Annotated in this window: 14 protein-coding genes; 13 read left to right on the top strand and 1 reads right to left on the bottom strand. The window is 64.9% G+C overall.

Annotation, left to right across the window (positions count from 1 at the left end):
• The 10 genes from rimM to G7Z99_RS12765 all read left to right on the top strand — a co-directional run bounded on the left by rimM (position 1) and on the right by G7Z99_RS12765 (position 8,018).
• Positions 1–537, top strand: coding sequence for a ribosome maturation factor RimM (gene rimM / locus G7Z99_RS12810; protein WP_181094306.1), 537 nt, complete (start codon positions 1–3; stop codon positions 535–537).
• A 3-nt stretch (positions 538–540) separates the two neighbouring features.
• Positions 541–1,293, top strand: coding sequence for a tRNA (guanosine(37)-N1)-methyltransferase TrmD (trmD, locus tag G7Z99_RS12805; protein ID WP_181094304.1), 753 nt, complete (start codon positions 541–543; stop codon positions 1,291–1,293).
• Between the two features lie 42 nt (positions 1,294–1,335).
• Complete coding sequence (rplS, locus tag G7Z99_RS12800) at positions 1,336–1,686, top strand: 50S ribosomal protein L19 (RefSeq protein WP_008094487.1); 351 nt, start codon at positions 1,336–1,338, stop codon at positions 1,684–1,686.
• Positions 1,687–1,785: 99 nt separating this feature from the next.
• Positions 1,786–2,196, top strand: coding sequence for an acyl-CoA thioesterase (locus tag G7Z99_RS12795; protein WP_181094302.1), 411 nt, complete (start codon positions 1,786–1,788; stop codon positions 2,194–2,196).
• A 132-nt stretch (positions 2,197–2,328) separates the two neighbouring features.
• Positions 2,329–3,225 (top strand): site-specific tyrosine recombinase XerD, encoded by an 897-nt coding sequence (gene xerD, locus G7Z99_RS12790; RefSeq protein WP_181094300.1) that lies wholly within the window; start codon positions 2,329–2,331, stop codon positions 3,223–3,225.
• A gap of 151 nt (positions 3,226–3,376) precedes the next feature.
• Positions 3,377–4,120, top strand: coding sequence for a disulfide isomerase DsbC N-terminal domain-containing protein (locus G7Z99_RS12785; protein ID WP_181094298.1), 744 nt, complete (start codon positions 3,377–3,379; stop codon positions 4,118–4,120).
• Positions 4,121–4,199: 79 nt separating this feature from the next.
• Positions 4,200–5,504: a homoserine dehydrogenase gene (locus G7Z99_RS12780; protein ID WP_181094296.1), complete on the top strand. Its 1,305-nt coding sequence runs from the start codon at positions 4,200–4,202 to the stop codon at positions 5,502–5,504.
• Positions 5,505–5,653: 149 nt separating this feature from the next.
• A complete protein-coding gene (gene thrC / locus G7Z99_RS12775; RefSeq protein WP_181094294.1) occupies positions 5,654–7,063 on the top strand; it encodes a threonine synthase in 1,410 nt (469 codons plus the stop codon).
• A 152-nt stretch (positions 7,064–7,215) separates the two neighbouring features.
• A complete protein-coding gene (locus tag G7Z99_RS12770) occupies positions 7,216–7,656 on the top strand; it encodes a histidine kinase (protein ID WP_181094292.1) in 441 nt (146 codons plus the stop codon).
• 80 nt (positions 7,657–7,736) lie between these two features.
• On the top strand, positions 7,737–8,018 hold the full coding sequence (locus G7Z99_RS12765) for a DUF3509 domain-containing protein (protein WP_181094290.1): 282 nt from the start codon (positions 7,737–7,739) through the stop codon (positions 8,016–8,018).
• A gap of 202 nt (positions 8,019–8,220) precedes the next feature.
• Here G7Z99_RS12765 and G7Z99_RS12760 read toward each other — a convergent pair whose 3' ends face one another.
• On the bottom strand, positions 8,221–9,420 hold the full coding sequence (locus G7Z99_RS12760; RefSeq protein WP_181094288.1) for a CaiB/BaiF CoA transferase family protein: 1,200 nt from the start codon (positions 9,418–9,420) through the stop codon (positions 8,221–8,223).
• 129 nt (positions 9,421–9,549) lie between these two features.
• Here G7Z99_RS12760 and G7Z99_RS12755 point away from each other — a divergent pair, with 129 nt between their 5' ends.
• The 3 genes from G7Z99_RS12755 (at position 9,550) to G7Z99_RS12745 (ending at position 13,039) form a co-directional block, all read left to right on the top strand.
• On the top strand, positions 9,550–10,092 hold the full coding sequence (locus tag G7Z99_RS12755; RefSeq protein WP_181094285.1) for a YaeQ family protein: 543 nt from the start codon (positions 9,550–9,552) through the stop codon (positions 10,090–10,092).
• Between the two features lie 27 nt (positions 10,093–10,119).
• On the top strand, positions 10,120–11,829 hold the full coding sequence (gene recJ, locus G7Z99_RS12750) for a single-stranded-DNA-specific exonuclease RecJ (protein ID WP_181094283.1): 1,710 nt from the start codon (positions 10,120–10,122) through the stop codon (positions 11,827–11,829).
• A gap of 103 nt (positions 11,830–11,932) precedes the next feature.
• Positions 11,933–13,039 (top strand): NADH:flavin oxidoreductase/NADH oxidase, encoded by a 1,107-nt coding sequence (locus G7Z99_RS12745; protein WP_181094281.1) that lies wholly within the window; start codon positions 11,933–11,935, stop codon positions 13,037–13,039.
• Positions 13,040–13,644: the final 605 nt, after the last annotated feature.

Genomic DNA, 13,644 nt, shown 5'->3' with positions numbered 1-13,644 from the left:
ATGAACGCGACGCCAGAAAACGCGGACGACCTGATCGTCGTCGGCAAGATCTTTTCGGTTCACGGCGTTCGCGGCGAGGTGAAGGTGTATTCCTTTACCGATCCGATTGAGAACCTGTTGGATTATCCCCGCTGGACGCTTCGGCACGAAGGCGTGGTAAAGCAGGCAGAGCTGGTCAGCGGTCGTCCCTCGCAAAAGGGATTGGTCGTCAAGCTCAAGGGCCTCGACGATCGCGATGAAGCACGTCTTCTGAGCGGTTACGACATCTGTGTCAAGCGAAGCCTTTTGCCCAACCTGACCGACGGCGAGTACTACTGGTACCAGCTGGTGGGTCTGAGCGTCATCAACCAGGACGAACAGCTGTTCGGCAAGGTCGATCACCTGTTGGAGACCGGCGCGAACGATGTATTGGTGGTGCGGCCCTGCGCAGGCAGCCTGGACGATCGCGAACGCTTGTTGCCCTACACGGCGCAATGCGTGCAAGCCATCGATCTGGATGCAGGCGTGATGCGGGTCGATTGGGACGCGGACTTCTGACCGATGGGTAACCTTCGCGTCGATGTGGTCACGTTGTTCCCCGAGATGTTCTCGGCCATCACGGCGTACGGCATTACCAGCCGCGCGGTGAAACAGGGGTTGCTCGAGGTGACCTGCTGGAACCCGCGGGACTACACCACGGATCGGCACCACACGGTGGACGATCGGCCTTTCGGCGGTGGTCCGGGCATGGTGATGAAGATCAAGCCTCTGGAAGATGCCCTGGCCGAGGCCAGGCAGGCGACTGGAGCTGCGGCGAAGGTGATCTACCTGTCGCCACAAGGCCGCAAGCTGACGCAGCAAGCGGTCAAAGGCCTGGCGCAACAGGAGTCGTTGATCCTGATCGCCGGTCGTTACGAAGGCATCGACGAGCGTTTCATCGAGACGCATGTCGATGAGGAGTGGTCGGTTGGCGACTATGTTCTGTCCGGTGGCGAGCTGCCGGCCATGGTGCTGATCGATGCGGTTACGCGACTGCTGCCCGGAGCTTTAGGGCATGTGGACTCGGCGGAAGAGGATTCCTTTACCGACGGTCTGCTGGACTGCCCGCACTACACCCGGCCTGAGGTGTATGCGGATCGGCGCGTACCCGACGTGTTGCTCAGTGGCAACCATGCACACATCCGGCGTTGGCGAATGAAGCAATCCCTCGGGAGAACCTTCGAGCGACGCGCCGATCTTCTGGAAAGTCGCTCGCTTTCTGGAGAAGAGAACAAGCTGCTCGAGGAATATCTCCGCGAGCGGGACGATAGTTAAACGTATCGATGGTGGATCGAACATCCGCCTTAGGAGCACAGCATGACCAACAAGATCATCCAGCAGCTCGAAGCCGAGCAGATGAGCAAGGAAATCCCGACCTTCGCACCCGGCGATACCATCGTCGTTCAGGTGAAAGTGAAGGAAGGCGAGCGTTCCCGTCTGCAGGCATTCGAAGGTGTCGTGATCGCCAAGCGTAACCGCGGTCTGAACAGCGCCTTCACCGTGCGCAAGATCTCCAGCGGCGTTGGCGTCGAGCGTACCTTCCAGACCTACAGCCCGCAGATCGACAGCCTGGCCGTGAAACGTCGTGGTGACGTGCGTAAAGCCAAGCTGTACTATCTCCGCGACCTGTCCGGCAAAGCCGCTCGCATCAAGGAAAAACTGTCCTGAGTGCAGTTTGACCGGTGGCCCTGGCTACCTTGCGAGACAAAAAGCAGCCTTCGGGCTGCTTTTTTGCTATGTGCCCCTTTGTTTTCGTGAAGCGATGCCATGACGACCCGTGACCATGAGATCCAGCGCCGTACCGAATCGTCGGTCACGCGTGTGACCAAGGCGGTATTCCCGTCCACCACCAACCACCACAACACCCTGTTCGGCGGTACGGCCCTGGCCTGGATGGACGAGGTCTCGTTCATCGCCGCCACGCGCTTCTGCCGCTTGCCGTTGGTGACGGTGTCGACCGACCGGATCGATTTCAAGCACCCGATCGCCGCCGGTTCCATCGTCGAGCTGGTCGGGACGGTGATCAAGGTCGGCACCACCAGCCTGCAGGTGGAGGTCGAGGTCTTCGTCGAGGACATGTACGTGGACAGGCGCGAGCGGGCGATCCACGGTGTGTTCAGCTTCGTGGCCATCGACGAGGACAAGCGGCCGGTGCCGATCCTGCCTCAGGGCGACTGAGGCAGCGGGCGTCGAGCCATACGCTACCCGCCAAAGCCGCGCTGCTGGTCCCATGGCGATCGAATGATACCGGCAGCCCTGGCCGCTCTGGCTTGCAGCTTGCCACTTCCGCTCTCCCTACCCAGGTACCCCATGCCGGCACTCGACCACCCCCTGATCGATCCCTTCCTCGACACGCTCTGGCTGGAGAAGGGGCTGTCCGACAACACGCGTGTGTCCTATCGCAGCGACCTCGTCCTGTTCAACGGCTGGTTGAACGAGCAAGGCGTCGCGCTGGAAGGGGTAGGGCGCGAGCTGATCCTCGATCACCTGGCCTGGCGTGTGGATCAGGGTTACAAACCACGCTCCACGGCGCGCTTCATTTCCGGGCTGCGTGGATTCTTCCGCTACCTGCTGCGCGAGGGCCATGTCGCGGTCGATCCGACCTTGCTGGTGGAGATGCCGCAGTTGGGCAAGCCGCTACCCAAGTCGCTGTCGGAGGCCGATGTCGAGGCCTTGTTGCAGGCGCCGGACCTGGGCGAGCCGATCGGCGAGCGGGACCGGGCCATGCTCGAGGTGCTGTACGCCTGCGGGTTGCGGGTGACCGAACTGGTGAGCCTGCGGCTCGACCAGGTCAACCTGCGCCAGGGTGTGCTGCGGGTGATGGGCAAGGGCAGCAAGGAGCGCCTGGTGCCGATGGGCGAGGAGGCGGTGGTCTGGGTCGAGCGCTACCTGCGCGGTGGTCGTGCCGACCTGCTCAACGGACGGCCAAGCGATGTGCTGTTCCCCAGTCAGCGGGGCGAGCAGATGACCCGCCAGACCTTCTGGCATCGGATCAAGCACCATGCGCTCGTCGCGGGCATCGACAAGACGCTGTCACCGCATACCTTGCGCCATGCCTTTGCCACTCACCTGCTCAACCATGGCGCCGATCTGCGGGTGGTGCAGATGCTGCTGGGCCACAGCGACCTGTCCACCACCCAGATCTATACCCATGTGGCCAAGGCGCGCCTGCAGCAACTGCATGCCGAACACCACCCGCGTGGATGAGCGCCGTTCATGTTGCGCCAGAGCGGCCGTGAGTGTCGGTCAGCGGCCTTCGGTTGTGGTAGGCTTGGGCGCTTTGTAGCCTGCGCTGCCAGAGCGCCCGACGGTGTCTGGCAGGCAGCTGCGCCGTCCTCGTCCGCCCCCAGGAGTTTTCATGCGCGTGACCCCGCTTTTCGCCGCCGCCGCCTTGGCGCTGGCCAGCACGTTCGCCGTTGCGGCGAGCCCGGATCCGGCCGCCGAGCAGGCCATTCGCAAGACGCTCAAGACCCTCGAACTGGACGTGCCGGTGGAGCACGTGGCGGCCAGCCCGGTCAACGGCCTCTACGAAGTTCAGCTTCAGGGCGGGCGCGTGCTGTATGCCAGCGCCGACGGGCAGTTCGTGATGCAGGGCTACCTGTTCCAGGTCCAGGACGGCAAGCCGGTCAACCTCACCGAGAAGACCGAGCGCACGGGTGTGGCCAAGCTGATCAACAGCATTCCCGTCGGCGAAATGGTGGTTTATCCTGCCCAGGGCAAGGCCAAGTCGCACATCACCGTCTTTACCGACACCACCTGCCCGTACTGCCACAAGCTGCACGCCGAAGTGCCCGAGCTGAACCGTCGCGGTATCGAAGTGCGCTATGTCGCCTTCCCGCGTCAGGGGCCAGGCTCGGCGGGCGACGAGCAGTTGCAGGCGGTCTGGTGCTCCAGTGATCGCCGTGCGGCGCTGGACAAGCTGATCGACGGCAAGGACGTCAAGGCCGCCAGCTGCGCCAACCCGGTCGCCAAGCAGTTCCACCTCGGCCAGTCGATCGGCGTCAACGGGACGCCCGCGATCGTGCTGGAGAGCGGCCAGGTCATTCCGGGCTATCAGCCTGCGCCACAGCTGGCCAAGCTGGTCCTGGCCGAAGGCAAGTAATCTAATCTGACGCCGTCGCCATGGGGAGACGGCTGTTTTCACGGTCGGCACGTCGTCGGCCGTTCATGGGGAGTTGACAGTGAAACCGGTCAAAGTAGGCATCTGTGGGTTGGGGACCGTCGGTGGCGGTACCTTCAATGTACTTCAGCGCAACGCCGAGGAAATCGCCCGGCGGGCCGGCCGCGGCATCGAAGTGGCGCAGATCGCCCTGCGTTCGCAGAACCCCAACTGTCAGATTGCCGGTACCCCCATTACCGCTGATGTGTTCGAGGTCGCGAGCAACCCCGAGATCGACATCGTCATCGAACTGATCGGCGGCTATACCCTGGCGCGCGATCTGGTGCTCAAGGCCATCGAGAACGGCAAGCACGTGGTCACGGCGAACAAGGCGCTGATCGCCGTGCACGGCAACGAAATCTTTGCCAAGGCCCGTGAAAAAGGCGTGATCGTCGCCTTCGAAGCGGCCGTGGCCGGCGGCATCCCGGTGATCAAGGCCATCCGCGAAGGCCTGTCGGCCAACCGGATCAACTGGCTCGCCGGCATCATCAACGGTACCGGCAACTTCATCCTCACCGAGATGCGCGACAAGGGTCGTACCTTCCCCGACGTGCTCGCCGAAGCGCAGGCGCTGGGCTACGCCGAGGCCGACCCGACCTTCGACGTCGAAGGCATCGACGCCGCGCACAAGCTGACCATCCTGGCATCGATCGCGTTCGGCATCCCGCTGCAGTTCGACAAGGCCTACACCGAAGGCATCACCCAGCTGACCACGGCCGACGTCAACTACGCCGAGGCACTGGGCTACCGCATCAAGCACCTGGGCGTGGCGCGCAGCACCGACAGCGGCATCGAGCTGCGCGTGCACCCGACCCTGATCCCGGCCGACCGGCTGATTGCCAACGTGAACGGCGTGATGAACGCGGTCATGGTCAACGGCGATGCCGCCGGTTCGAGCCTCTACTATGGCGCTGGCGCCGGCATGGAGCCGACCGCCTCGTCGGTGGTCGCCGACCTGGTCGACGTGGTCCGTGCCATGACGTCCGACCCGGAAAACCGCGTGCCGCACCTGGCCTTCCAGCCGGACGCGCTGTCGGCCCACCCGATCCTGCCGATCGAGGCCTGCGAGAGCGCCTACTATCTGCGCATCCAGGCCAAGGATCATCCAGGCGTGCTGGCCCAGGTCGCGAGCATCCTGTCCGAGCGCGGCATCAACATCGAGTCGATCATGCAGAAGGAGGCCGAGGAGCAGGATGGCCTGGTGCCGATGATCCTGGTCACCCACCGCGTCATCGAGCAGCGCATCAACGATGCCATCGTCGCGCTGGAAGACCTGCAGGACGTAGTCGGCAAGGTGGTCCGCATTCGGGTCGAACAGCTGGGTTGAAGGGTCGGGCGGCAGGCGACAAGCCGGACCCCCGCCCGAGCGATACCAGAATTCATTACAGTCGCGCTGGGTAACAGGGCGTAGCGTACAAGCACCGCTGACGAGCTTGCAGCCACGTCTCCCCACCCAGCGCCCAGAGGTTTGCACACATGCGCTACATCAGCACTCGCGGCCAGGCCCCGGCCCTGAACTTCGAAGACGTCCTGCTGGCGGGCCTTGCCAGCGACGGCGGCCTTTACGTGCCGGAGAACCTGCCGCGCTTCACCCAGGAGGAGATCGCGTCCTGGGCTGGCCTGCCGTACCACGAGCTGGCGTTCCGGGTCATGCGCCCGTTCGTCGAGGGCAGCATCGCCGATGCCGACTTCAAGCGGATTCTCGAAGAGACCTACGGTGAGTTCGCCCATGCTGCCGTGGCACCGCTGCGCCAGCTCGACAGCAACGAATGGGTCATGGAGCTGTTCCACGGCCCGACCCTGGCGTTCAAGGACTTCGCCCTGCAACTGCTCGGTCGCCTGCTCGATCACGTGCTGCTCAAGCGTGGCGAGCGCGTGGTGATCGTCGGGGCCACCAGTGGCGACACCGGTTCGGCGGCCATCGAAGGCTGCCGTCGTTGCGACAACGTCGACATCTTCATCCTGCACCCGCACCAGCGTGTGTCGGAGGTACAGCGTCGGCAGATGACCACCATCCTCGGCGAGAACATCCACAACATCGCCATCGAAGGCAACTTCGACGATTGCCAGGAAATGGTCAAGGCCAGCTTCGCCGATCAGTCCTTCCTCAAGGGCACACGCCTGGTGGCGGTGAACTCGATCAACTGGGCGCGGATCATGGCCCAGATCGTCTACTACTTCCACGCTGCGCTGCAGCTGGGCGGGCCGGCACGTTCGGTGGCCTTCTCGGTGCCGACCGGCAACTTCGGCGACATCTTCGCCGGCTACCTGGCGCGCAACATGGGGCTGCCGATCAGCCAGCTGGTGGTCGCCACCAACCGCAACGACATCCTGCACCGGTTCATGAGCGGCAACCGCTACGTCAAGGAAACCCTGCACGCCACCCTGTCGCCGTCAATGGACATCATGGTGTCCTCGAACTTCGAGCGGTTGCTGTTCGACCTGCACGGGCGCAGCGGCGCCGCGATCGCCGAACTGATGGACCGCTTCCGTCAGGGTGGCGGTTTCACGGTGGAAGAAGACCGCTGGACCGAGGCGCGCAAGCTGTTCGATTCCCTCGCGGTCAGCGACGAGCAGACCTGCCAGACCATCGCCGAGGTCTTCGCCCGTACCGGTGAGGTGCTCGACCCGCACACGGCCATCGGCGTCAAGGCCGCGCGCGAGTGCCGCCGTAGCCTGGATACACCCATGGTGATCCTGGGTACTGCGCACCCGGTCAAGTTCCCCGAGGCCGTGGAACAAGCGGGCGTCGGCAAGGCCCTGGAGCTGCCGAGCCACCTGAGCGATCTGTTCAGCCGTGAAGAGCGGTGCACGGTTCTGCCCAACGACCTCAAGGCCGTCCAGGCATTCGTGACGCAGCACGGCAACCGTGGTACGCCGTTGTAGCGAGGTGTTTAGAAAACGGCGCCAAGAGGCGCCGTTTTCAGGTCGTCCCTCGGCCATTTCCTAAGACCCTTCAGTTCTTTCCTACAGACCATTCCCTAAGCCCTCTCCTACAGTGGCCGGCCCAGCGTGCCCGTCTATTGCAGGAGAAGCGCATGGACCGTCTGAGTGTCCTGATCCACCAGCACAGCCCTTTTCATCAGATCCACCTGCACCAGGCCTTGAACGCGCAGGGTGTGTTCGACGTCCGGGTGACCGACGATCTGGCACTGGCCTGCGCCTGGCTCGAACGCCATCGTCCGCTCGACCTGTTGGTGGTGGACCATGGCCTGCGCTTGACGGAAGGCCAGCCGTTGATCGAGCAGCTGGCCTGCACCCAAGGTGCACATGCGGTGTTGTTCGTCGGTCATCCACGCGGTGGCGAGGACAACCTGGCGCGTCAGGCGCAGGCGCTCGGCCTCTGGGTGCTGGGCGAACTGGACTGGCCCTTGTCAACCCGTACCCTGGCGCAGCATCTGCACACGTTGCGTCGCAGTCACCCGCATGCGCGTTGGCAGTGTCAGCAAACGGTCATGGCAACGTCATATGCTCGTTGAACGAGGCCCGGCAGGTGCGAACTTTCCCTGTCCTGGCACGGTCAGTCTTCCTACCTAACCAGAACAAGCGAGTGAGTCGGATGGAACGAATCTGCAAATTGCTCAATGAAGCCTTGACTCCCTATCACGCCACCCTCGGTGAAACCGATGCCCGTTCGATGCGTGAGCTGTCGCTCTTCGACCGCCAAGGTCGCCTGGTGCTACGACGCGCGGTGACCCTCTCGCAATTGCAGGACCAGCGCCTGCTGGTGGATTTGGTGGACGGGTTGCACCGTGACCTGCAAATCGCCGAAGGACGCTTGCAGCCCTGTGTGATCGCTGCGCTGCAGCACTGCCAGCAGTCGGTGGGAACCTTCGCCTGAAGGCGTCGTCAGACAGGTGGATGGCAGTCGTGCGGCGCTTTGCTCCGGTGTTGGCTGGCTGCCTCGAAAAGCTCTGAAGGGCTTTTCCGCTTGACCCCGGGCGTCTTCCCCAGCGCCCGGGGTTTCTTTTTTCCAGCGTTCAGGCGGGGCGCGAGGCGCCTTGCACAGGCTTGCAGCCCGATGCGCCCGGCTCGCCAGGCCGCTAGACCACCCCGCGAGCCCGCAGCCCGGCGATCGCTTCGCCGTCGAACCCCAGTCGCGTCAAGATCGCCTCGGTGTGCTCGCCCAGGGCCGGCCCCACCCATTCGGTGCCGCCAGGCGTTTCTGACAGTTTCGGTACGATCCCTGGCATACGGAATGGCGTGCCGTCAGGCAGCTTGGCGTGCAGGAACATCTCCCGCGCCAGAAACTGCGGGTCGCTGAACATGTCCTCGGCCGAATAGATGCGGCTGACCGGTACGCCCGCCGCGTTGAGCACGCTCACCACTTCGTCCAGGGGCCGCCCGCCGGCCCAGCGGTCGATCACGCCGTACAGCTCGTCGCGGCGCGCATCGCGGCCATCGTTGCTCGCCAGTGCCGGGTCATCGGCCAGGTCGGCGCGATCGATGGCGCGCATGAAGCGCTGGAAGATCGCATCGCCATTGGCCCCGATCTGCACATGGCGTCCATCGGCGCAGGTGTGGATGGAGGAGGGGGTGATGCCGGGCATGATGTTGCCGGTGCGCTCGCGAATGAAACCGAACACATCGAACTCCGGCACCATGCTTTCCATCATCGCGAAGATCGCCTCGTAGAGCGCCACGTCCACCACCTGGCCCTGTCCGCCGTTGACGTCGCGATGCCGCAGGGCCATGAGCGCGCCGATCACGCCCCACAGCGCTGCGATGGAATCGCCGATGGAAATGCCCGTGCGCACCGGTGGGCGGTCCTCGAAACCGGTGATGTAGCGCAGGCCGCCCATGGATTCGCCCACCGCGCCGAAGCCCGGCTGGTCCTTCATCGGCCCGGTCTGACCGAACCCCGATAACCGGACCATCACCAGGCGCGGGTTGAGCGCATGCAGCACCTCCCAGCCCAGGCCGAGTTTTTCCAGCACGCCAGGGCGGAAGTTCTCGATCAGGATGTCGGCGTCGGCCAGCAGCCGCTTGAGCACGTCCAGGCCTTCGGGGTGCTTGAGGTCGAGCGTCAACGACTGCTTGTTGCGCGCCTGCACGAACCACCACAGCGACGTCCCTTCGTAGAGCTTGCGCCACTTGCGCAGCGGATCACCGCCGTCGGGTGATTCGATCTTCACGACATCGGCGCCGAACTCGGCGCAGATCCGCGAAGCGAAGGGGCCGGCGATCAAGGTGCCGAGTTCGACGACCTTGAGGCCGGCGAGGGGTTTGCTGGACGTAGTCATGACGCATCCATGGCGGTGGGAACAGGCGCCCGGTTTTACCACAGGCCCTCGTCGGACCGATACCGCTGCGGCCCACCCGCCGACAGGATCAGGTAGACTGTGCGCCTTTTCTTGCAGAAGCCCGCGTCCATGGCCCAGCCGTCCACCACCTACAAGTTCGAACTCAACCTGACCGACCTCGACCGAGGTGTCTACGAAAGCGTTCGCCAGACCATCGCCCGGCATCCGTCCGAGACCGAAGAGCGGCTGGCCGTGCGCCTGCTGGCCTACGCGCTGTGGTACAACGAGCAGCTGACCTTCGGACGGGGCCTGTCGGACGTCGACGAAGCGGCCTTGTGGGAGCGCAGCCTGGACGACCGCATCCTGCATTGGATCGAAGTCGGGCAGCCGGATGCCGAGCGCCTGACCTGGTGCTCGCGCCGTACCGAGCGTACCAGCCTGCTGGCCTATGGCAGCCTGCGCGTCTGGCAGGGCAAGGTGGTCGACGCGGTCAAGGGCTTGAAGAACCTGAACATCGCTGCCGTGCCCCAGGAGGTGCTGGAGATCCTGGCCAAGGACATGCCACGCACCATCAAATGGGACGTGATGATCAGCGAGGGCACCGTGTTCGTCACCGACGACCGTGGCCAGCACGAGGTCCAGCTCGACTGGCTGCTCGGCGAACGCGGCTGATTCCCCCCGATCCCAACTGAGATGTCCATGCGTATCGAACCCCGCCCACTGCCTGACACCCTGCCGTTCCTCGGGCCGTTACCGCCCTTGCTCACGCGGCTGTACGCCGCGCGCGGCGTGCAGTGCGAAGGCGAGCTGGACAAGAGCCTGGCGCGTCTGCTGCCGTACCAGCAGCTCAAGGGCATCGACACGGCGGTCGAACTGCTGGTGCAGGCGCTCGAGAAGCGACAGCGCATCCTCATCGTCGGTGATTTCGACGCCGACGGCGCCACCGCCAGTACCGTCGGCGTGCTTGGCCTGCGCCTGCTCGGCGCCGCCCACGTCGATTACCTGGTGCCCAACCGCTTCGATTACGGTTACGGGTTGACGCCAGAGATCGTCGAGGTCGCCTTGCAACGTCAGCCGGACCTGCTGCTGACCGTGGACAACGGCATCTCCAGCGTCGAGGGGGTCGCCGCCGCCAAGGCAGCCGGGCTCACGGTGCTGGTCACCGATCACCATCTGCCGGGGCCGCAGTTGCCCGACGCCGACGCCATCGTCAACCCGAATCAGCCGGGCTGCCCGTTCCCGAGCAAGTCGCTGGCCGGGGTAGGGGTCATCTTCTACGTGCTGGTGGCCCTGCGCGCGCGCCTGCGCAGCCTGGGCCGCTACGCCACCCAGCAACAGCCGAACATCGGCGAGCTGCTCGACCTGGTGGCGCTGGGCAGCGTGGCGGACGTGGTACCGCTGGATGCCAACAACCGTATCCTGGTCCACCAGGGCCTCGAGCGCATCCGCGCGGGACGCGCGCGTCCGGGTATCAAGGCGATCCTCGAGGTCGCGCGGCGCGAGCCCCAGCGCATCAGCTCCACCGACCTGGGTTTCATCCTCGGGCCCCGGCTCAACGCGGCAGGTCGCCTGGACGACATGAGCCTGGGGATCGAGTGCCTGCTGTGCGACGACCCTGACCTGGCACGCGAGATGGCCGCCCAGCTCGACGACCTCAACCGCGACCGCAAGTCCATCGAGCAAGGCATGCAGCGCGAAGCGCTGGCGCAGCTCAAGGACCTGCCCATCGAGTCCATGCCCTACGGCCTGTGCCTGTTCGACGCCGACTGGCACCAGGGCGTGATCGGCATCCTGGCCTCGCGTTTGAAGGAGCGCTATCACCGCCCGACCATCGCCTTCGCCGACGCCGGTGACGGCATGCTCAAGGGCTCGGCGCGCTCGGTGCCAGGGTTTCACGTGCGCGATGCCCTGGATGCGGTGGCGGCCCGTCACCCTGCGCTGATCAGCAAGTTCGGCGGGCATGCGATGGCCGCCGGGCTGTCGCTGCCGGCCGAGCATTTCCCGGCGTTCGCCGAGGCCTTCGACGAGGAAGTGCGTCGCCAGCTGCGCGAGGAAGACCTGACCGGCCGTCTGCTGTCGGACGGTACACTGGCCGTGGAAGAGTTCCACCTGGAGCTGGCGCGCGCCCTGCGTCATGCCGGCCCCTGGGGCCAGCACTTCCCCGAGCCGTTGTTCCATGGGGTGTTCCAGCTGGTCGAGCAGCGCCTGGTCGGCGAGCGTCACCTGAAAGTGGTGCTCAAGAGCGAGTGTGGCAGCGTGCGCCTGGACGGAATCGCCTTTGGTGTCGATCTCGCGGTCTGGCCCGACCCTGCCGTGCGCTGGGTGGAGCTGGCCTACAAGCTGGACGTCAACGAGTTTCGCGGTCAGGAAAGCGTCCAGTTGCTGATCACGCACCTCGAACCCCGCTGAACCGGGTACGGTGAAACGGGTCTAGGCTCAGAGAAGCCGGTACGTGCCTTGCCCTTCCTGGGTGAGCACGGCCGGCCCCCTTGTCGCCTTCGGAGGACCCCCCATGAGCCTGCTGCTCGAGCCGTACACCTTGCGCCAGCTGACCTTGCCCAACCGCATTGCCGTCTCGCCGATGTGCCAGTACTCCAGTGTCGACGGCCTGGCCAACGACTGGCACCTGGTCCATCTGGGCAGCCGTGCCGTCGGTGGTGCGGGCCTGGTGATGACCGAGGCCGTCGCCGTGACGCCGGACGGTCGCATCACCGCCGAAGATCTTGGGCTGTGGAACGATGAACAGCTCGCACCATTGCAACGCATCACTCGCTTCATCGTCGCCCAGGGTTCGATACCGGCCATCCAGCTGGCCCATGCCGGGCGCAAGGCCAGCACCCATCGCCCTTGGCTGGGCAAGCACGGCAGCGTGTCGGTCGACGCCGGCGGCTGGCAGCCGGTAGGGCCGTCGGCGATCGCCTTCGACCCTGAGCACACCGCGCCTGTGGCGCTGAGCGAACCCCAGATCAAGGACCTGGTGCAGGCATTCGTGGCGTCGGCGCAACGCGCGTTGGAAGCCGGCTTCAAGGTGGTCGAGCTGCACGCCGCCCACGGCTACCTGCTGCACCAGTTCCTCTCGCCCCTGAGCAACCAGCGTCGCGACAGCTATGGCGGCAGTTTCGAGAACCGCATTCGCCTGACGTTGGAGGTGACCGAGGCCGTGCGCGAGGTCTGGCCCCAGGAGCTGCCGCTGTTCGTGCGCGTCTCGGCCACCGATTGGGTCGAGGACGGCTGGAACCCCGATGAAACCGTCGAGCTGGCCAAGCGCCTGAAAGCCCTGGGCGTGGACCTGATCGACGTGTCGTCTGGCGGCACGTCGGCCAACGCCGAGATCCCGACCGGGCCAGGCTACCAGACGCGTTTCGCCGAGAAGGTGCGCAAGGAGTCGGGGCTGGCCACCGGCACGGTGGGCATGATCACCGAGCCGGCCCAGGCCGAGCATATCCTGCGCACCGGGCAGGCCGACATGATCTTCCTGGCCCGCGAGCTGCTGCGCGACCCGTACTGGCCTCTGCATGCCGACGACGACCTGGGCGGCAAGCAGGCGGTCTGGCCGGCGCAATACCAACGGGCCACGCACCGCGATCAGCCGATTCACGAGTCGGATTTGCGCGACTGACGGCAAGGCCCTGGGCCGCTCGTCGCGTGCCCAGGGTGGCGTCCTGTTCCATGAGGCCGCCCAGGCTACTCCCCTCTCTCATAGAGCATAAGATAACTTGTTGATTTTAAATTAATTAATTAAAGAGCTTTGTGGGCCCTGCGGGCCCAATCGCGGCACAGGGGCCGCACACAGGTGACTGCGATAGCCTGCAACCCCGCGGTGGGACTACGGGTGTAGGAGCGGCCCCTGTGCCGCGATGGGCCGTAAAGCGGCCCTAAAATCGATTAGCAGTAAAGCCCAGGGCCCTCCTAACTATCGTCATGTTCTCTGCGTGACAGCGCGGCGCCAAGGCGGCGGGTGGACTCCTACGCAACATCCCGAAGCACAATCTTTTAAGCGCCTGTCAAGCCAAGGACTCTAATCTGCAAGCCATTCCCTTCAGGAGACTGCAGATGAATACCCGTGCCTTGCTCGAAAACCTGTTCAAATCAGGCCAATCGCTGCTTCAGGACCGTACCTCGGGCAAAGGGGGTGGGCTGAGCGATCTGCTGGGCGCCGCCCCCGGCCCCTGACAGCAGGCCACCCAGCCCGCCCGACTGACCTTTGGCGCCTCCGAGCAGACC

Source organism: Pseudomonas entomophila (genome assembly GCF_013523165.1).
In the GTDB taxonomy this organism is placed as follows: domain Bacteria; phylum Pseudomonadota; class Gammaproteobacteria; order Pseudomonadales; family Pseudomonadaceae; genus Aquipseudomonas; species Aquipseudomonas entomophila_A.
The sequence above is the reverse complement of the archived record's forward strand: the minus strand, read 5'-3'. Positions and strand labels throughout refer to the sequence as shown.